Here is a 19,419-nt window from a genome sequence, read left to right on the forward strand (position 1 = left end):
GCTTTCGGGTGGTCCACCGGGTATAATGGCAGCCATGAATGCCGCCGCTCTCGCCGAAGAAAATCGTACTCTAAAGGCCACCCTGGCCCAGCGCGAGGCGCGCATCGAACGGCTGGAATTCGACCTGGCGCAGCTGAAGAAGCTGCTGTTCGGCGCCCGTTCCGAGCGACTGGCGACCCTCCCCGACATCGACCAACTGCCGCTGTGGGATGAGGTGCCCGAGGACGCCCCCGTCGCCAGTCCGGTGGCGTTCAAGACGGTGGTGGTGCAATCGCCCGCCAAGAATCAACCGAAGCGCACCGCACTGCCGGCGCATCTGCCGCGAGAGATCGTGGTATTGCCGTTGTCGGCACAAGACCGGCAGTGTCCTGCCTGCGGTGAGGAACGGCCGGTGATCGGCTACGAAAGCTCCGAACGCTTGGATTACGTCCCGGCGCAACTGAAGGTCGTGGAAACGCGGCGGGAAAAGTGCGCCTGCGCGAAGTGCCAAGGGCAGTTGACCACGGTACCGGCCCCGCCGCAAATCATCGAGCAGGGCATCCCTCTGCCGGGTCTTCTGGCACATCTGCTGATGGCCAAATACGGCTATCACCTGCCGCTGTACCGCATCGAGCAAATCTTTGCCCACCAGGGTGTCCCCATTGCCCGCACCACGTTGTGCGACTGGGTCATCCAGAGCGGCTGGCAGCTGCAGCCCTTGGTCGAGCGGATGCTGGCGTTGCTCAAGCAACAGCCGGTGATCTTCTCGGACGACACCACTGTGGCGGTGCAGGACCGCGGCAAGACGCGGGAAACCCGGTTTTGGGTATACGCCGGCCACTCGCCGCCCATCGTCGTCTATGACCACACCGAAACCCGGGCGGGCAAGCATCCCAAGGCCAAACTGGAAGGCTACAGCGGCTACCTGCAGGCGGACGCCTATGCCGGTTACGACCAGATCTTCGCCGCAGGCAAGGTCCTGGAAGTGGCGTGCTGGGCGCATGCGCGCCGCAAGTTCTTCGAGATTGCCCGACAGACCGAGAACGGCAAGCGCATCAGCGCCCATGAGGCCTTGGAGTACATCGGCCGGCTCTACGCCATCGAACGGGAGGCCAAGGAACAGCAACTCGACGCCGAAGGCACCCGAAAGCTACGGCAGGAACAGGCGCGGCCGATCCTGGCCGAGTTCAAGGCCTGGCTCGAAGACCGGCTGCGCCAGCTGGCGCCCAAGACCCCCACTGCCCAGGCCATCGGCTATGCCCTCAAGAACTGGCCGGCGCTGGAGCGCTATACCGAAGACGGTCGCCTGGAGATCGACAACAACCGGAGCGAACGGGCCATCCGCCCGCTGACCATCGACCGCAAGAACTGGCTGTTCCTCGGCTCGCCCAAGGGCGGCCAGGTCGCCGCCACCGTCTTCAGCCTGATCCAGACCTGCAAGGAGCTGGGCATCAATCCGGAGGCCTATCTGAAGGATGTCCTCAACCGCCTGCCTTCCACCAAGCAGAAGGACATCGACAGCCTGCTTCCTCACAACTGCAAGCTGCCCGGGGCGTAACAAGCGACCACTTAACCGTTCGCCACTGCGACCACAAGTCCGGGTACCGCCGAACGCTTACGTATCTTCTTACCTCGGCCGGCATCAAGACCACGAGCATCTATAATGCGCTGCTCGACCTACCGGGCAAGCCTCTTGCCGTCACAGCGCCATACGGTTTACGTGGGACTGAGCGCCGGGAGCATGGTGATGGCCCCCAGCATCGGGGAGGACTTCGCCCGTTGTAGCACTCGGGTGAGCTTAAACGTCAGGCGCTTTACCCACCACAGTCGGAGATCTTAGTGAAGCAATCGCTCGGCCTCGTTGCCCTCGTTGTTCGTGATTACGATGAAGCCATCGACTTCTTCGTCGGTACTCTCGGTTTCAGACTCGTTGAAGATACGTTCGTACCTGAGCAATCCAAGCGATGGGTTGTCGTCTCCCCACCTGGCGCAGCAGAATGCCAGCTCCTGCTCGCGCGCGCCTCAAGCCCAGACCAGGAAAGCCGCATTGGCGGCCAAACAGGTGGTCGGGTGTTCCTCTTCCTCTACACGGATGACTTCTGGCGCGACTATGAATCCTATCGATCAAAGGGCGTCGTGTTCGTGCGTGAACCAAAGCATGAGCCGTACGGGACGGTCGCCGTGTTTCTCGATCTCTACGGCAACATGTGGGATCTTCTTCAGCCAACGGAATCGCACATCAGGCTTCGCAATGGCAGCGCCTAATAGTTCATTCAAGCCGATGCCGCTTCGCGGTACGCCTTAACTCAAGCGTTGGGCCGGAGGCCGATTTTTCATGAAAAGTGAAAAAGAGAAGAGGCGCGCAGGCGAGCTTTACGATCCGCTAGACCCGCAACTATGCAGGGAGCGTGACCGTTGCCGTGACCTCTGCCTGCTGCTCAATGCTACGCGCGAGGACCAGAAGCAGGAGAGGCAGCATCGGCTTGCCGAACTCTTTGGAAAGGAGGCGGATGCCTGGGTTCAGCCGCCTTTTTTCTGCGGCTTCGGCACGAACATCGTCTTGGGCACCAAAGTTTTCTTCAACTTCAATTGCGTGGTGCTCGATGTCGCGGCGGTGACCATCGGCAGCAATGTGCTCTTTGGTCCCTCAGTGCAAATCTGGTCATCCCATTGAGCCTTCTAAACGTCGCGCTTTCGTAGTCGCAAAGCCCATTGTGATTGAAAGAAACGTCTGGATAGCAGCCGGCGCAACGGTCATCGGCGGAGTGACGATAGGCGAAAACTCTGTCGTAGCCGCGGGTTCCGTAGTCACAAAGGATGTTCCTCCGAATACACTTGTCGGAGGAAATCCGGCGAGAGTCATTCCTTCGATTGGAGACTGAGTGAAACAAATGACGCCCAACCCATCAATCGAGCGGCCTCGCGCGAAAAGCCGCGCGAGGCCGCTCATTTCAAACGTTTAGACCAAAAGAGGCTTTCCAGGGCTGTAGGATGCGGCGACGATAGGAACCGCCCTTCGACCAAGCTCAGGACAGGCCCTTCGACTGGGCTCAGGACAGGCATCAATTGCGAACGATGCGGTTCGTTCCTCACCGCATCCTACAAAGCCGCTATTCAGGGCTGGCCAACACCATCGAAGTTGCCCCGGAATTCATAATTTGAAAATGCCTGACGGCAGCCGTGAGCTGACCACGACCATTCAGGCCCACGGCGCCAAAACGCATTCGAGCCGGAATCCGCTTCATTTTCCCGCCACATAGGATTGTCCCGGCAGGGGCGATCGACGAATACTTTCGGTAAAATGCTTGCCTTTGCCGGAAGAGCATCGTCCCCGGTGGGGCGGCCGGTCTTCAAAACCGGTTGAGGCCGTGAGACGGTCTCGGGCGGGTTCGACTCCCGTTCTCTTCCGCCATTTCGGCCGGCTCTCGGTTGCCGGGAATCGTGCCGGCGCGCGTGCGTAGAATCCCCCCGACGGATATGCCGGTCTTGAACGCGAACCACGAGCATTGCATCGAGGATGCACCTGCGGATGGCCTGACTTGTAAGCATGCTGCGGGAAAGCATGGTTCGTGTGACAATGGTCGTCCCCTTTTCATGTAGCAGGTCTGCCCATGAAGATATTCGAATCACTCGAAACGATCGTCGAATCCATCGTCGAGCCCGCCGCCGAAGTGGTGGACCGCGAAGCCCAGTTCCCGCGTCCCGCGGCTCGAAGCCTTGGGCGAAGCCGGACTGCTCGGCCTGATCAGCGTGCTGGAATTCGGCGGTGGCGGCGACGGCTTCGCCATCATGATGGACACCATTGTACCCTTCGCGACGCCCGCGCGGCCTCGGGGATGGCGCCGACATCCGACCTGCTGTTCGACTTTATCGGCAAGGCCGCGTGCGGCCTGCCGCTGTTCTGAGGGAAATCCTATGGCCGAAACATTGATCATGGGCGCGGTCGCCTACGCGCCCAAGGTGGTGACGATCTGGGAGGGCTTCAAGGCGTATTTCGCCGAAAGGGGGCTGACCTTCGATTACGCCCTTTATTCCAACTACGAACGCCAGGTCGAGGCGCAATTCGAGGGCGCCATCCATCTGGCGTGGAACTCGCCGCTGGCCTGGGTGCGGGCCGAGCGCATGGCCAAGGCGCGCGGCGTTGCCGTTTCGGCCGTGGCCATGCGCGACACCGATCGAGACCTGACCTCTCTGATCGTGGTCCGTGCCGATGCCGGCATCGAAGCTCTGGCCGATCTCAGGGGCAAGACCGTCGGCTTCGGCGCCGTCGACTCGCCCCAGGCGACGCTGATTCCCCTCGAACACCTGAGCGGTCACGGCTTGCAGGCCGGACGGGATTTCACCGCCCGTCGCTTTGACCGGCTCGGCGGCAAACACGGCGATCATATCGGCGGGGAGCGGGATGCCGCCATGGCGCTGATGCGCGGCGAAATCGATGCGGCCTGCATGATCGACGGCAATCATCTCGCGTTCACCGGCGAGGGCACCCTCCCGGCCGGCGGCACCCGCATCCTGGCGCAGACCGGCGCCTACGATCATTGCAACTTCACCGTCAGTCCCGGCGTGCCCACGCCGCGGGTCGACCGCTTCGTGGAACTGCTGCTGGCCATGTCCTGGGATGATCCGACGGTGCGCCCCTTGCTGGAACTGGAAGGGCTCAGGCAATGGTTGCCGGGACGCGTCACGGGTTACGCCCTGCTCGAGCGAGCGGTGGACGAACAAGGTTTTTATGCGGCCGATGGACGCATCCTCGCCGCCGACTATCGATATTGAAGCGCTGGGCTTCGACCGGGGAGCGTATCTGCTCGTCAAGCAGGCCCTGGCGGGCCTGCCCGTCGGCGCAACCCTCCGCGTCGTCTCCGAGGCGCCGGAGTCTCGCGCCCACGCTGCCGCATGGTGCCAACGAAGAGGTATTCGATGCCCTGGTGCTGCTGGCGGCGGGGGAGTGGTCGCCCGCTGCGATCGCCGCCGGCTTCGAAAGGGTGCGGATGCTGAAATCCGACATGGCCGAGGGCCGGCGCCTGCGGCTTTGCAGACTCGGCTTCGACGAGGCCGAAGCGGCGCGATTGGCCAGTCTGCACACGCGGAATTTCATGTAGGACGGCGCTTCATGTTTCATCATGCTCCGCGGAGTTATCCATGACCGAAATTCGATTGACCACGCTTTCCCACGGCGGAGGCTGCGGCTGCAAGATCGCTCCCGCCGTACTCTCGCGGATTTTGGCGGAGCTGCCCCTGCCGAGCCGGTTTCCCAACCTCTTGGTCGGCACCGACAGCAGCGACGACGCGGCGGTCTACCGGCTCAACGAGCAGCAGGCCATCGTCGCCACCACCGACTTCTTCATGCCCATCGTCGACGACCCCCATGATTTCGGCCGCATCGCCGCGACCAATGCGCTGTCGGATGTTTACGCCATGGGCGGCAAGCCGATCATGGCCCTGGCCGTGGTCGGCATGCCGGTGGATAAACTCCCGGTGTCGACCGTCCGCCGGATATTGGCCGGAGGCGCCTCGGTTTGCGAAGCCGCGGGCATCCCCCTGGCCGGCGGCCATTCCATCGATGCGCCCGAGCCCATCTACGGGCTGGTCGCACTCGGGCTGGTCCATCCGGACAAGGTGAAGCGCAACGACCGGGCGCGGCCGGGCGACGTGCTGATTCTTGGGAAACCGCTGGGCGTGGGCATTTTGAGCGCGGCCTTGAAAAAGGGCGAACTGGATGACGCGGGCTATGCCCGGATGATCGAGCACACCACCCGCCTGAACAGCGTGGGCTCGACGCTGGGGGAACTGGACGGCGTTCATGCCATGACCGATGTCACCGGCTTCGGTCTTTTGGGGCATCTGCTGGAAATCTGCCGGGGATCGAACCTGGGCGCCGATATTGCATTTCGCGACATTCCCCTCATCGACGTGGCCGCGGATTTGGCGGGCCGGGGCTATGCCACCGGCGCCGCGAATCGCAACTGGGACAGTTACGGGCCGTCGGTCGAGATCGGGGAAGGCTTGTCCGAGTGGCAACGCAAGCTGCTCTGCGACCCTCAGACCAGCGGCGGCTTATTGGTCGCCTGCGAGCCGGGCAGCGCCGCCGAAGTCATGGCCTTGTTTCACCAACAGGGCTTCGGCTATGCCGGGCAAATAGGGCGGATGCGGGAAGGAACTTGCGTGGTGCGGGTAGTGGACTGACCCGCGTATTTCATCATTCCGCATCTGAGGGCAAATGGGTGGTATAGGTTTGTCGAAAGTGGCGATGCGGGACTTTGTTGGTTGGGTTATGGTACTGCTTCCTGAATTCAAGGCGCAGTTCCCCCAACCGCCCATGGTTTATCAGTGTGCCGGGGACAGCACTCGGGCCGGGGCAGTCCGCCAGGATGCGGACTGCGGTGAGGAAGGTCTCACGCTGGGGATGGTGCGAGGCCAGCAGGATGCGGACGCGGCGCGTATTGCGCACTACCGACGCGCCGATCTCGAGCAGTTTCGCCCGTATCGTGGCGGCGCTTGCCCACGCCGGCTCGGTACCGGCCAGGGCGATCTCGCGCAGGCGCTGCATCAGCGTATAAGCGAGGCCGGCAAACTTCATGGGAGCTGATCGCTCCGCCCTGGAAATTGGCTTCGATCACGCCGGAGCGTTCCGCGCCTGGGATCTTTGCTCGTGGCGAGAAGGTCCGGATTTCTGCGAGAGCCGATCGGGAGAAATCGTTGTTTTGGCACCAACCTGCCTGGTTCGAAATCAACTCGGCGTTTTTCAAATCCGATTGAGACCCATTTGCGATTCAACCTCCCGGGCCGGTACTTGGGTGCGAACCTTGCGGTATCTCTCGCTGCTGGGCTTGCTGTCGCCGTTCGTCCGGATCTGCGTGGGGAAGCGCCCCTCGGAACCGATAGCGGACGGGCGGGGAATCGGAATCTGTTTTACGACCCGTATGCCTTGTTGCTGCTGTTGTACTTTTTCAATCCCACGATGACCAGCTTGCGCGGGCTGCAACGCACGACGGACTTGGCCAAAGTCCAGCGCCTCGGGATTCACCGCACCGCGCTGGGCTCGCTCAGCGAAGCCCAACAGGTGTTCGATGCCGCCTTGCTGGAACAGGTCATCGCCTCTCTCGCCGGCCGGGTGCCGGCCCCAACGTCTCGCGCCGGACCGGAAGCGCTGCCGCCGTTGGTGGCCATGCGTGCAGTTTTGTCGGCCGGGGCCAGGAGAACGTCGCGTACGAGGTGCGCCGGGAGCGCCCCCTCACCGACACCGATCGGGCGGCAGGGGTCATCCGCGATGTGGACCTGCGCCGTCTGGGCACACCGCATCACACGCGACTCTTGCCGCAGCCGTTCCGGCTGGTCCGGGTCAGCACCGGCCGCCGCCGCATCGACGGCACGGTCGAGCCCCTCATTCTGGTAACCAACCGCCTGGACCTGGATGCCGAGTTGATTGCCGTGGCCTATCGCTGCCGCTGGACCGTGGAATTGTTCTTTCGTTGGTTGAAGTGCGTGTTGAGCTGTCGGCATCTGCTCAGCCAGACCGCCAACGGCGTTACGTTCCAGGTGTATGCCGCCACATCATCGCCAGTTTGCTGCTGAGTCTCTGGATCGGCCACGCCCCGACTAAGGCCACCTATGAAATGGTGTGCCATTACCTGAGCGGTTGGGCGACCGAGGAGGAGATGATCGCCTATTTGGAGCGCATGCGTCACAAAGCCACCTTAAGCAAAAAATAAGCCGAACACTATTGGCACGACACCAAGGCCGAGACTTCGCTAGATAGCCGTTGTCGGAAACAGGTTCCCATGCCGACGCTTACTGCCCCGTGCTCGCAGTGCGGGCCATCGGCCGTTCGGGGCTCCCGACAGACGCTTTCGAGCTTGCCCGGCAGCCCGCCGGACCGGGCCGGCGGCTGGCCGACGTTGCCGGACGACGCGGCGATGATGTGCCGTTTCAGGCTTGAGAAGCGAGATGGCTTGCGCCGTCTATCAGGCTGCTGCGACGGAAACATGCCGACAGCAGTTCATGTTGTTGATCGGGCAATCATGTTCGGGGTGAGGCTAAAAAAAGCTAACAATCAATCGGATACGAGTTGGCATCGATCCTGCTCCTAGGGGTTGCGCCCGCGGAAAACGCGGGATTCATAAACCCTAGCAGATGACAAGGAGAATCCTTCGATGAGCAACTCTCCATCGTATAGCGCCTATCAGAAAAAGCAGTCCCCGTCCTGGGCGATTCGCGAACAACTGGACCACCCGGTGATCGATACCGATGTACATACCATCGAATACACGCCGCTACTGGAAGAATACATCGCCGAGGAGGGCGGCGCGGCCTCGGTGGAGCAGTTCCGGGCCGCCATCGCACGCGGTTTCGGCTATCTCGGCAATGCCTGGTACGACCAGAGCTGGGACGAGCGCCGCGCCAAGCGTAGCACCCGTCCGCCGTGGTGGGCACTGCCGACCAAGAATACCCTGGACCTCGCCACCGTCAGCCTGCCCGCATTGCTCCACGAGCGGATTCAGGAGGCGGGCATCGATTTCGCCGTGCTCTATCCGAACATCGCGACCTTCGCGCCGCATATCGGCAACCCGGACCTGCGCCGGATCGTGGTTCGCGCGGTGAACCGCTTCAATGCCGATCTGTTCCGCAACTATTCCGACCGTCTGACGCCGGTGGCGGCGATTCCGCTGCACACTCCAGAGGAGGGCATAGCGGAGCTGGAGTACGCGGTGAAGGAGCTCGGCCTCAAGGCCGCTTTGATCCCGGGATATGTCAACCGTCCGATCAAGGCGCTGGCCGACAAATATCCCCGCGACCAGCATCCGGATGTCGCGCAGAACGGTTTCTGGGTGGATACCTACGGACTCGACAGCGAGCACGATTACGACCCGTTCTGGGCCAAGGCGGTCGAGCTCAAAGTGGTCCTGACCACCCATTCCGCCGGTATGGGCTGGACCGCTCGCCGCTCTATCTCCAACTACATGTACAACCATATCGGCCATTTCGCCGACGCCTCACACGCCTTGGCCAAGGCTTTGTTCTTCGGCGGCGTCACCCGACGTTTCCCGGATCTACGCGTCGGACTCCTCGAAGGGGGCGCGGCCTGGGCCGCGAACCTGTTCGCCGATCTGGTGGGCCATTGGGAAAAGCGTAACGGCCGCGCCATAGAGAACTACAACCCGGCCAGCGTGGACAAGGCGTTGCTGGCGGAACTGTTCGAGCGATACGGGAGCGACGTGCTGCGCGGCAAGTCTCTGGTGGACGGCGACGCACTGATCGGCGGCGCTCTCGGCCGGGCAAACAATTTCCGCGCCCAAGATCCGGACCGGCTCGATGACTTCGCGGCTGCGGGCATCGAGAAAGTGGAAGACATCGCCGCCCGTTTCGTTCCCAACTTCTATTTCGGCGCGGAAGCGGACGATCCCACAGTGGCCTTCGCTTTCAACGAAAAGGCTCTGGGGGCGAGGTTGAACGCCTTCTGGGCTTCCGACAGCGGCCATTGGGACGTTCCCGACCTGACCGAAGTGCTGGCCGACACCTATCGCCTGGTACAGAACGGAGCGCTGTCGGAACAGGATTTCCGTGATCTGGTGTACACCCATCCCTATAACTTTTACGCCGGGACCAATCCGGACTTCTTCAAGGGAACCGCCTTCGACGGCGGCGTGAAGAAGGTGAAACGGGCCGCGTAGCCGGGGTTTGGGCCGGCCGTCGGGGGGGCGGCCGGTCACGCACTCGCATACAGAGAACGGGAATATGACATACCCACAGCTTGCAAACTCGGGAGGACGGCAGTTCTTCCGGAGGTCGGCGCGATATGCCGGGGTCGTTCTTGCGGCGGGGCTGGTGCCCGGCACCGCCGCGGCGGTCACGAACGCCGCGGAAATTACCGACCTGAAAAAACAGATCGAGCAGCTTCAGAAGACAATGGAGGCGCTGCAAGCCAGGGTAGAGCAAGCCGAGTCCGCGGCCGCCGCGGCGGCTCCGGTGGAAGGCGAGGTACCGGCGACACAGGAAGACATTCAGGGTCTGACGACGGACCTTGAAAACTTCAAATGGCAGTGGCAGCGCGAGCGGGAAACCCACACCGCCTTGAGCACCCGCGCCCTGACGATCGGCGGTACTGTTCAGGGCCGCTACGGGTGGAATGAAGCAAAATTTTCCGGCGGCGACGTGGTACGAAGGGACAACTCGTTCGATATCGGCGCGGCGCTGATTTCCTTTTCCGGCAATCTGTACCGGGATTACGAAGAAGGCCGTAACCTCTTATACCGGGTCAGCTTCGGCGCTTCGCCGCAGACCGGTGTGGCCTCGGCCAACCTGCTGGACGCCCAGGTCAGTTACGACGTTCTTCCCACCATCAACCTGGAGGAATCGAGGTTGAGACTGACGCTGGGCCAGCAGCTCTTGCCCTTCGGTCTGGAAGTCAACGCGACCGAGGATTTGAAGCCTCTGATCCAGAACGCGCTGTTCACCGGCGCGAGCATTCCCCTCACGACCAAGGACGGCCGCAGCGTCAGCATCCCGGGTACCGGCCTCGCCGCGCGGCAGATTGGCTTCATCGCCCGCGGCGACCTGTTCCCGCAGGTCGACTGGGGCTCCAACTACCGCGCGCCCATCGTCGAATACGCCATCGGCGTGGTCAACGGCAATGGCGCCAACCGTAGCGACGACAATAGCGCGAAGGATTTCATCGGCCACCTGGGATTCACCGCGCCGGTGGATTACAACTCCTGGCTGCGGGAGATCAAGATCGGCGGATCGTTCTATTTCGGCACCCAGAACGTCAGGGAAACCTACTACACCGATGCCTCGAGGACGGCGACGGCGACCACGCTGCTCGACGAAGGCGAAAAGAACCGGGTCGGTCTCGATTTTTCCTACAACCACAATCCGATCGGTCTGACCTTCGAGTGGGTTCGGTCTTGGGACGAGGTTTACCCAGGCATTTCACCGTTCAAGACCAAGTCGCCCGAACATTACATACGCAAGGGCGAGGCCTTTACCACCACGCTTTTCTATAACTTCGGGGCTCAGTTCGTGAAGAGCTACCGCTCGCAAGGCCGCTACGACGACTGGTGGCCCAAGAGCTACCAGGTGTTTTTCCGCTGGGACAGCTGGGATCCGGACATCCGCAATGCCAACGACAAGATCCAGTATCTCACGCCCGGCATCAACATCTTCTTCGCGGAAACCACCAAGCTCCAGTTGAACTACTACCACCAAATCCTGGAGGACTCGAACATTGAAAGGAACGACCAGTTCCTGGCGCAGATTCAGTTCGGTTTTTGAGGGTTGAGTGGATATAGCACTGGGAGGATCCGATGAGAACGGCGGTCACGGCTTTGAAACGCTTGATTGGGCTGGCGAATGTCCTCGTCTTCGGCTGGGCGGCGACGGCAGGGGCGGATGTGCCGGAGGAGATCAACTTCGGGGTCGCATCCATCGGTCTCGGCGGACGGCCCTTCGTGGGAGGTTCGGTGGCTTCGGTGGCGCATGCGAAAGGATGGCTGGAGGAGGAATTCAAGGCCGAAGAGATCAAGGTCAACTGGCATTTTTTCAAGACCGCGGGACCCGGCGTCAACGAAGCCTATTCGAACGGTGCGCTGGACTTCGCCTGGCAGGGCGATCTACCCCAACTCATCGGCCGGTACAGCGGGCTCAAGGTCAAGTACATCCTGGGCGGCGGGCGGCGCCAGCACTTCTATCTCGCGGCAAGGCCGGATTCCGCCGCCGCGAGCATAGCGGACATCAAGGGCCGCAGCGTCGCCATCCACAAGGGCACGTGTCCGCAGCTGTCGATCGCGAGGCTCCTGGATGCCCATGGGCTCCGGGAAAGAGACCTCAGAGTCTACAACATGGACGGCCTGTCTGCCGCCTCCGCCCTCGGCAGCGGCGATCTGGAGTTGGCCTTCGGGGCATTCAACCTGTTCTCGCTACGTGACCAGGGACTCGCCAAGATCATTTACTCGGGGAGTGAGGACGACGGCAAATACGGCTGTTCCACTGGCTTCACCGTAACCGAGGCGTTCGCGAACAAATACCCGGACATCACCCGGCGGGTGGTCAAGACCATCGTCCGAGCCGCGCACTGGGCCGCCGATCCAGCGAATCGCGACGAGCTTTACGAAATCTGGGCGAAATCCGGCGTGCCTTTCGCGCATTACAAAGAGGAATGGGATACCCAGGATCTGAAACGGAAACTCTCTCCGCTGATCGACGATTTTCAGCTGAACCGCTACCGCGTAGCCCTGGAGGACGCGCGGAAGTTCGGACTGGTGCGCGGCCGGATCGATTTCGACCGATGGATCGACCGGAGCTATCTGGATGCGGCCCTGACCGAACTGAATTTACAGGATTTTTGGATACCCGAGGATGCCGACGGGAAGTTGAAGGAGTGAGTTTGCAGGCCGGATCGAGTACGAGCGTTCCGGCGTGGTGCCGGATGCGAGTCGCAGGTCGGCAATGCTTTGCCGACGACTGTGTCGGGAAAGCATTGCCGACCTACAGCGCTCCCGGCAAACGGCGCGGAAACGCCGAATATCAATGAAACCTTGATTGACCGAGATATTTTGAACGCCATTTGGAGTGTGCAATGAGAGTCACGAAGCTATTCAAACTGGCGGCATTGTCCGCCATCACCCTACACGGCGCCGTCTTTGCCGAGGGCAAGCCCAGCGTCATCAATTTCGGCGTGGCCAGCGTCGGCAACGGCGGACGGCCGCAGGTCGGCGGGAGCTGGATCGCCACAGCCCATTCGAAGGGGATGCTGGAAGAAGAGTTCAAGGCCGACGGCATTCAGGTACGCTGGCATTTCTTCAAAACCGCCGGCCCCGGCGTCAACGAAGCCTATACCAACAACCTGCTGGATTTTGCCTACCAAGGCGACTTGCCCCAGATCATCGGCAAGGCCAACGGCCTGCCCACCAAGTTCATCCTGGCCGCGGGACGCCGAGCCAATTTCTATCTGGCGGCCACCGAGGATTCCAGTGCCCAGTCGGTCAAGGACATCGCCGGCCGCAAGGTGTCGATCTTCAAGGGTACCTGCACCCAGCTGTCCGCCGGCCGCGCCCTGGAAGCCAACGGCCTCAGCGAGAAGGATCTTAAGGTCTACAGCATGGACACCGCCACCTCCACCGCGGCTCTCGCGACCAAGGACGTGGAACTGGCCTTCGGCGGCAATAACCTGTTTTCGGTGCGCGACCGCGGTCTCGCCAAGATCGTCTACAGTGCCAAGGAGGACAACGGCGGCAAGTACGGCTGCTCGACCGGCGTGACGGTTACCGAAGAATTTGCCGCGAAGTATCCGGACATCGTCAAGCGAGTCGTCAAGACCCTGTTGAAAGCGGCGCTCTGGACCGAAGACCAGAAGAACCGTAACCAGGTGTATCAGTTATGGGCCAAGTCCGGTTTCCCTTACCGCTATTGGGAGCAGGACAACGCCGGGCAGGATTTCCATGTCCGGCAGTCGCCGCTTCTCGACGAATGGTTCGTGGCCAGCTATCGGAAATCCATCGCCGACGCCAAGCGTTTCGGTCTGTTGAAACGCGATATCGACCTCGAGCGATGGTTCGACCGGAGCTTTCTGGAGGCCGCGCTCAAGGAACTCAACCTGGAAAACCACTGGCAGCCTGAAAGAGCGGAAGCGTGGCAGACCGAAGGCGCTTCGCTCCAGGCCGCCAATTGAGCGCGACGACAGTGGCAGCGAACACGAGACGCAAGCGGGTTACATTACCGGTGAGTCCGGCGGCCGAGGCGGTCGGCCCGGCCTCGTTCAGGACAGGGCGGGGGCCGGCCCATGCCGGCGTCCGGCTCCAGTCGGAAGGCCGATTGATCCGGTTCCTGTTGCTGGTGGCGCTCGGCGGGCTAGCGATCGGGATGGTTAAGGCGGCGACGCCGCTGTACGCGCTCGCCCTGGGCGCCGGCAAAGGGGAAATCGGCCTGATCACCGGTGCGCAGCCGTTGATGATCGCCCTGGTTAGCATTCCCATAGGTCTCGCCGTCGGCCATTACGGACCACGCGCATTGTTCGTGGTCGGGAGCCTCGCCGCCGCGGCCATTCATGCGGCGGTAGCCGGGACCGATTCCCCCTGGTGGCTGCTGGCGGCCACGGCCGCGGCGAGCTTTTTCATGCCCATGCGCTTCGTATCCACCCAAAGCGAGTTCTTCCATTACCTGGTCGCCGCCGGTGGTCGAAAGGCGGGTTGGCTGCGGGGGGCTCAATTGGGCGGCGCCTTCGTTCTGGGGCCCATGCTGGGCGGGTACCTGGTGAGCTGGATCGGCTACGAGCGGACCTATTGGGTCATCGCCCTGGTATTCCTCCTGCCGATCATGCTGGCTCCGGGGGTTTTGAGTGGCCGTTGCGAGGCTCGCCGACGGCGAACCGCGGAAGAATCCGGGCCGATATTGCGTCAGCTGGGAAAGATTTTCAGACATCCGGAGATCCTCGAGACCAGCCTGATCGATCTGGCATCCCATGCCGCCCTGATGTTTTACACAGTGTTCATCATGGTGCTGGCGCTCGAGCAGTTCCACGTGTCCAGGGAAGCGGCCACGCACCTCATTGCGATCCAGGGATTCAGCTTCATGAGCGCGCTGTTCTTGCTGGATGGTTTGTTGTGCAGACTCGGGCGGGAGCTTTTTTACGGATTCAGCTTCGGTAGCGCGATCCTGGGGCTCCTATTGCTGGGGACCGGACGAGAGCTGCTGCATGTTCAGATCGGGGGAGCTTTCCTGGGTATCGGTCTCGGAATGCTTGGCATCGCCAACATGGTCCGGTTGGCCGCTGTCAGCGAAAAGCTGGGGCGCGGGACCGTCGCGGGCGCTTCCACGCTATCCGGCCCGCTCGGGGGAATGCTCGGTACGCTGGGCGGGGGCTTCGCGAGCCAGTGGATTCCTCTTCAACACATTTTCATGGGGCTTATGACGGCTATGACCATCATTGCGATCTTCACCCTTTATCGTGAGAAACACGGGCTAACCTCTCGCGCTCTCGCTTGGACGGTATCCGCGCTGGCGTCGGTGTTCGGCCGTGTGCTCGGACTGTCCGTTTACGTGCTGTTTCCCGCCGCTCTTTTGTTGCTTTGGCAGCTTTCGGCGCATTACGGTTGGACGTCTCCGCAAATTCTGCCGCCGCCGGCGATTGTTTGGGCCACTCTGACCGACCTTTTTTCCAGCGGCGAAATCGCGACCAATCTGGGCATCAGCCTAAGCCGGGTGTTCCAGGGGTTCGCCCTGGGCGGCGGGATCGGTTTGGTTCTGGGGTTCGCCATAGGCCTGTCGCGCACCGTCGAGGCTTATCTCGGCCCGATCTTCAAGGCTCTCGCCAGCGTGCCGATACTCGGCTGGATACCTCTCCTCATCGTTTTGCTGGGCATAGACGAAGCGCTCAAGGTGGTGGTCATCGCCATCGGCTGCGTGGTTCCGGTGACCCTGAACGCGCTGGAAGGCGTTCGCGGGGTTCCCAAGGGCTATGTGGAAGTGGCCCGGGTGTTTCGTTTCAGCCGCCGGCAGCTGTTGCGGAAGGTCGTCATTCCGGCCGCCATCCCGCCCATCTTCTCGGGCATCAGCTTGTCCCTGAGCCATGCCTGGAAGGCCATGGTAGCGGTCGAGCTCATGGCTTCATCGGAAGGGATCGGGTTCCTGATGGTCATGGGCCGGCAGCTTTTCCAGCTGGACGTGGTGCTGGCCACGATCCTGGTGATCGGCGCGGTCGGGCTGATCCTCGATCAGCTGCTGCGGCTGATCGAGCGGTACCTGACCCGGTGGCGGCCTTCGGTCGCACGATGAGACGTCTCTGTCCCATATCGCCAAGGCAAATGCCCGGCGCATGGGCGTAAACCGGGCAACCCGCTCCGGAAGGGGCGTGAGCCGGAACGTTTTTCTTCAACATTTAAGGAGGTCGCACAATGTCTGCCTTAAGCACGGAAATCCTGAGTCTTCCCAAACGTTGGTTTGTCAAACGGCCGACCCTGTCCTCGATCGTCGCCGGCTACCGGGGATGGCTGATTCCTCTGGCGCTGATCGGGATGTGGGAGATCGCCGCTCATTTCCGCTGGATCAATCCGGTCCTGCTGTCTTCCCCCTCGCTGATATTTGAGGGCTTCGCTCGTTCCTTCCATGAAGGCTTGCTCGTTCAGAACCTGAAACTCAGTCTGATCCGCATGATCGGCGGTTGGGCCGTCGGCTCCGTGATCGGTTTGTCCGTCGGCCTGGCGATCGGGCTCTCCGGCATTCTGGACCGTGTGCTCGGACCCACGCTGCAGGCCTTCCGGCAGATCGCGCCTTTCGCTTGGATTCCGCTGATTTCCGTGTGGTTCGGGCTCGGCGATTCCGCCAAGATCGCGTTCATCGCCCTGGTGGTGTTCTTTCCTGTAGTGGTCAATACCTACGAAGGCATTCGCGGCGTGCCGAAAAATCTGATCGAGGTCTCGCGGGTGCTGATGTTCTCGCCCTATCGGCTGATCCGCAGCGTCGTGCTGCCGTCCGCCACCCCGGCGATCCTGAATGGCCTGGAACTCGGCTTTTTTTATGCCTGGCTGGCCACCATCGGTGCGGAATACCTGATGAACGCCACCGGGGGCCTCGGGTCGATGATGGAGAGCGCCCAGGAATCCCTGGAAATGGATGTCGTCTTCGTCGGCGTCATCCTGTCCGGACTGGTGGGAGCGGGTATCAGTCTGAGTCTCCGCCTGGCTCGCGGCCGTCTGCTGCGCTGGCGGTCTTCTTTCGTCTGAACGGAGCGCGCACATGTCGAAAGTCGGCACACTGGCCATTCGCAAGGTTTCTAAGCAATACAAGGTCAAGGGCGGACGCAATCTCGGTGTCCTTGAGAACATCAATCTGGAGGTGGCGCCAGGGGAATTCGTCGCTATCGTGGGCTCGAGCGGTTGCGGCAAATCCACTCTGCTGCGCCTGATCGTCGGCCTTGAAACCGACTATCAGGGCGACATCTTTCATGACGGCGAACGAGTCGCGGGTCCGAGCCTGCACCGAGGAATCGTGTTCCAGGAGCATCGGTTGTTTCCTTGGCTCACGGTTCGGGAGAATGTCGGACTCGGGCTGTTGAACTCCGACCTGGACGCGGCCGAGCGGCGCAAGCTGATTCAAGAGCACATCGATCTGGTCGGTCTGACCGGTTTCGAACAGGCGTATCCCCATCAGCTTTCCGGCGGCATGGCGCAGCGGGCCGCCATCGCCCGCGGCCTGGTCAACACGCCGGAAATCCTGCTGCTGGACGAACCCTTCGGTGCCCTCGACGCCCTGACCAAGATTTACTTGCAGAGCGAATTGCACCGGATCTGGCACCGGGAAAAAATCACCATGATCATGGTCACACATGATGTGGAGGAGGCGGTTTTCCTATCCGACCGCGTGGTGGTGATGGATGCCCGGCCCGGCCGCATCAAGCGCATCGTGCCCATCCACCTGGATCATCCCCGCGACCGAGCCGATCGGGAATTCGTGCGGCTCAAGGACGAAGTGCTGCGGGAAATCAGCGGATTCACACCCCATGCCGGCAAGCCGGCGCTCAAGGCGGTGAATGGCGGGGTGGCCTACTGAGAAGGAGCGGACCATGGCGGAGACAATGCTGATTGGCGAGCCGGCCGACGTCTTGCGCGAACGGCTATTGAGCCGCCGCGGCTTCATCGCCGGATTGTTGAGCGCCGGTTTCGCGCTGGCGGTGCGGCCTGTGACGGCGCAGACCGTGATTCATACCGACAGCGTCGGACTGGTGTCCGGCGCTGTCGAAATCCCGACCAAAGACGGCGTTCTGCCGGCGTACCGCTCGGCGCCACAAGGGCCCGGCAGGCATCCGGTAGTTCTGGTGGTGCACGAAATTTTCGGCGTCCACGAACACATCAAGGACATCACCCGCCGCCTCGCTAAACTAGGCTACCTCGCAGTCGCGCCGGAGCTGTACTTCCGGCAGGGCGATGTGTCCAAGTTGGAGAGCATCGAGGCCATTCGCGAGCGGGTGGTATCGAAGGTTTCGGACGCCCAGGTGCTAGCGGACCTGGATGCCGCCGTCGATTGGGCAGGCAAGAACGGCGGCGACCTGAAGCGGGTCGGGATCACCGGCTTTTGCTGGGGTGGGCGTATCGTCTGGCTGTATGCCGCCCATCAATCCAAGCTCAAGGCCGGCCGTCGCCTGGTATGGACGCCTGGACGGCGAGCGCACCGAGCGCACCCCGAAGTTCCCGATCGACGTGGCTAGCGAACTCAAGGCGCCGGTGCTGGGACTTTCCGGCGGCCAGGACCAGGGGATTCCGCTCGAAACGGTGGAACGCATGCGGGCGGTGCTGAAGGATGCCGGAGGAGCGTCCGAAATCCGGGTTTACCCCGACGCTCCCCACGCGTTTTATGCCGATTATCGGCCCAGCTACTGTAAAAAAGAGGGGGAGGAATCTCTAAAGCGTGAGCCGACACACTGGCTGTAAGCTGTGACACGAACACAGCGTCCAAGCGTGCGGTTGATGTTCTCGATGCCCGAGGTTAGGGCCGTAGGATGCGCCGAGGAACGAAGCGCATCGTTCAAGGCCGCTCCATTCCCGGCGTCCCATCGCGAACGATGCGTTTCACTTCGTTCAGCACATCCTACAGAAGACGCAAGACTCAGCCCGCGCTGTCGGAAAATGCGCCATCGATTCCGATGCGACGGTGGCGCAAAGCCGGAAACGTCGTCCGCACCTCCTCGATTCGGCGCCGCGATACTTCGGCAAGCACAACGCCAGGCTCTGTGTCCAGCTGGGCCAGCACCGAGCCCCAGGGGTCCACCACCATGCTGTGGCCGTAGGTTTCGCGCCCGTTCGGGTGAGTTCCGCCCTGGTTCGCGGCGACGACATAGCAGAGATTCTCCACGGCGCGGGCGCGCACCAAGACATCCCAGTGCGCTTTGCCGGTGGCGGCGGTAAACGCCGAGGGCAGGGCGAGGATATCGAGCCCTTGCGCGGCGAGATACCGAAACAATTCGGGGAAACGCAGATCGTAACAAACGGCGACCCCGAGGCGGCCGAACGGCGTGTCGAGCACCAGCGGGGTATTACCCGGCTCGATGGTGTTGGATTCCCGGTATTGCTCGCGGCTGCCGGGTACGTCGACGTCGAACAGGTGAATCTTGTCGTATCGCGCCACTCGTCGCCCGCTGTCGTCGTAAACCGGGCTGGCGGCGTAGACCTTGCCGGAGGGCGTCCGGATTGGGATCGTGCCGCCCACGAGCCATATTCGGTTCTTCGCGGCGGCTTCCGCCAGAAAATCTTGGATCGGCCCGCTACCATCGCTTTCCGCCGCTTCAAGCTTGTCGGTTTCCTTGCGGCCCATGAGGGCGACGTTCTCCGGGAGGACTACCAGCCGGGCGCCGGAGTCGGCGGACCGTTCGATCAGAGATCCGATCGAAGCCAGGTTGGAGGCTACGTCCGGGGTGGAGGTCAGTTGTACGGCGGCGACGAGCGTTTGTGTCATGAC

The 19,419-nt window shown here is 62.0% G+C and carries 18 protein-coding genes, 1 tRNA gene and 2 pseudogenes; 18 read left to right on the forward strand and 3 right to left on the reverse strand.

Going from position 1 to position 19,419, the window contains the following annotated elements; translation table 11 throughout:
• The first annotated feature begins 25 nt into the window (after positions 1-25).
• From tnpC to sS8_RS24710, 5 genes are all read left to right on the forward strand, one after another.
• A complete protein-coding gene (gene tnpC, locus sS8_RS24685; RefSeq protein ID WP_119630943.1) occupies positions 26-1,537 on the forward strand; it encodes an IS66 family transposase in 1,512 nt (503 codons plus the stop codon).
• A gap of 281 nt (positions 1,538-1,818) precedes the next feature.
• The gene (locus sS8_RS24695) at positions 1,819-2,244 is read left to right on the forward strand and encodes a VOC family protein (RefSeq protein ID WP_119632085.1); all 426 of its coding nucleotides are present in this window, start codon (positions 1,819-1,821) and stop codon (positions 2,242-2,244) included.
• A gap of 70 nt (positions 2,245-2,314) precedes the next feature.
• Positions 2,315-2,653, forward strand: a complete 339-nt coding sequence (locus tag sS8_RS28825; protein ID WP_197716627.1) for a maltose acetyltransferase domain-containing protein — start codon at positions 2,315-2,317, stop codon at positions 2,651-2,653.
• Positions 2,610-2,861, forward strand: coding sequence for a DapH/DapD/GlmU-related protein (locus tag sS8_RS28830; protein WP_197716628.1), 252 nt, complete (start codon positions 2,610-2,612; stop codon positions 2,859-2,861). The genes sS8_RS28825 and sS8_RS28830 overlap by 44 nt, the downstream gene beginning before the upstream one ends.
• Positions 2,862-3,295: 434 nt before the next feature.
• Positions 3,296-3,391, forward strand: a tRNA-Sec gene (locus tag sS8_RS24710).
• A 214-nt stretch (positions 3,392-3,605) separates the two neighbouring features.
• Here sS8_RS24710 and sS8_RS28370 read toward each other — a convergent pair.
• Positions 3,606-3,914 (reverse strand): hypothetical protein, encoded by a 309-nt coding sequence (locus sS8_RS28370; protein ID WP_170161252.1) that lies wholly within the window; start codon positions 3,912-3,914, stop codon positions 3,606-3,608.
• Here sS8_RS28370 and sS8_RS24720 point away from each other — a divergent pair.
• The 3 genes from sS8_RS24720 to selD are packed head-to-tail and all read left to right on the forward strand — an operon-like array spanning position 3,895 to position 6,162.
• Positions 3,895-4,752: a phosphate/phosphite/phosphonate ABC transporter substrate-binding protein gene (locus sS8_RS24720; protein ID WP_119632088.1), complete on the forward strand. Its 858-nt coding sequence runs from the start codon at positions 3,895-3,897 to the stop codon at positions 4,750-4,752. The two genes, sS8_RS28370 and sS8_RS24720, sit on opposite strands and share 20 nt — an antisense overlap.
• Entirely contained in the window at positions 4,749-5,078 is a 330-nt protein-coding gene (locus sS8_RS24725) for a hypothetical protein (RefSeq protein WP_119632089.1), read from the forward strand. Before sS8_RS24720 ends, sS8_RS24725 begins: the two co-directional genes overlap by 4 nt.
• A 40-nt stretch (positions 5,079-5,118) precedes the next feature.
• Positions 5,119-6,162 carry a selenide, water dikinase SelD gene (selD, locus tag sS8_RS24730; RefSeq protein ID WP_119632090.1) on the forward strand — a complete coding sequence of 348 codons (1,044 nt, stop codon included), beginning with the start codon at positions 5,119-5,121 and terminating at the stop codon, positions 6,160-6,162.
• A 178-nt stretch (positions 6,163-6,340) separates the two neighbouring features.
• Here the strand turns inward: selD and sS8_RS30105 are convergent.
• Positions 6,341-6,547, reverse strand: a pseudogene (locus tag sS8_RS30105) (transposase); the annotation flags it as partial.
• 608 nt (positions 6,548-7,155) lie between these two features.
• On the opposite strand from sS8_RS30105, the pseudogene sS8_RS24745 reads away from it, so the two are divergent.
• The 10 genes and pseudogenes from sS8_RS24745 to sS8_RS29685 form a co-directional block, all read left to right on the forward strand.
• Positions 7,156-7,551, forward strand: a pseudogene (locus tag sS8_RS24745) (transposase); the annotation flags it as partial.
• Positions 7,552-8,129: 578 nt separating this feature from the next.
• Positions 8,130-9,647 carry an amidohydrolase family protein gene (locus sS8_RS24750; protein ID WP_119632094.1) on the forward strand — a complete coding sequence of 506 codons (1,518 nt, stop codon included), beginning with the start codon at positions 8,130-8,132 and terminating at the stop codon, positions 9,645-9,647.
• Positions 9,648-9,711: 64 nt separating this feature from the next.
• Positions 9,712-11,247: a DUF3138 family protein gene (locus sS8_RS24755; RefSeq protein WP_119632095.1), complete on the forward strand. Its 1,536-nt coding sequence runs from the start codon at positions 9,712-9,714 to the stop codon at positions 11,245-11,247.
• Between the two features lie 32 nt (positions 11,248-11,279).
• Positions 11,280-12,356: an ABC transporter substrate-binding protein gene (locus sS8_RS24760; protein WP_119632096.1), complete on the forward strand. Its 1,077-nt coding sequence runs from the start codon at positions 11,280-11,282 to the stop codon at positions 12,354-12,356.
• A 194-nt stretch (positions 12,357-12,550) separates the two neighbouring features.
• Complete coding sequence (locus sS8_RS24765; protein ID WP_119632097.1) at positions 12,551-13,642, forward strand: ABC transporter substrate-binding protein; 1,092 nt, start codon at positions 12,551-12,553, stop codon at positions 13,640-13,642.
• Between the two features lie 11 nt (positions 13,643-13,653).
• The gene (locus sS8_RS24770; RefSeq protein ID WP_145986675.1) at positions 13,654-15,744 is read left to right on the forward strand and encodes an MFS transporter; all 2,091 of its coding nucleotides are present in this window, start codon (positions 13,654-13,656) and stop codon (positions 15,742-15,744) included.
• Positions 15,745-15,863: 119 nt separating this feature from the next.
• Positions 15,864-16,691 carry an ABC transporter permease gene (locus tag sS8_RS24775; RefSeq protein WP_119632099.1) on the forward strand — a complete coding sequence of 276 codons (828 nt, stop codon included), beginning with the start codon at positions 15,864-15,866 and terminating at the stop codon, positions 16,689-16,691.
• A gap of 13 nt (positions 16,692-16,704) precedes the next feature.
• On the forward strand, positions 16,705-17,517 hold the full coding sequence (locus sS8_RS24780; protein ID WP_119632100.1) for an ABC transporter ATP-binding protein: 813 nt from the start codon (positions 16,705-16,707) through the stop codon (positions 17,515-17,517).
• Positions 17,518-17,530: 13 nt separating this feature from the next.
• Positions 17,531-18,172: a dienelactone hydrolase family protein gene (locus sS8_RS24785; RefSeq protein WP_197716629.1), complete on the forward strand. Its 642-nt coding sequence runs from the start codon at positions 17,531-17,533 to the stop codon at positions 18,170-18,172.
• The gene (locus tag sS8_RS29685; protein WP_197716630.1) at positions 18,069-18,395 is read left to right on the forward strand and encodes a dienelactone hydrolase family protein; all 327 of its coding nucleotides are present in this window, start codon (positions 18,069-18,071) and stop codon (positions 18,393-18,395) included. The genes sS8_RS24785 and sS8_RS29685 overlap by 104 nt, the downstream gene beginning before the upstream one ends.
• Before the next feature lie 175 nt (positions 18,396-18,570).
• Here sS8_RS29685 and sS8_RS24790 read toward each other — a convergent pair whose 3' ends face one another.
• A complete protein-coding gene (locus sS8_RS24790) occupies positions 18,571-19,416 on the reverse strand; it encodes a carbon-nitrogen hydrolase family protein (RefSeq protein WP_119633000.1) in 846 nt (281 codons plus the stop codon).
• Positions 19,417-19,419 lie beyond the last annotated feature (3 nt).

Origin of the sequence: Methylocaldum marinum (assembly GCF_003584645.1) — a bacterium.
Classification (GTDB): Bacteria; Pseudomonadota; Gammaproteobacteria; order Methylococcales; family Methylococcaceae; genus Methylocaldum; species Methylocaldum marinum.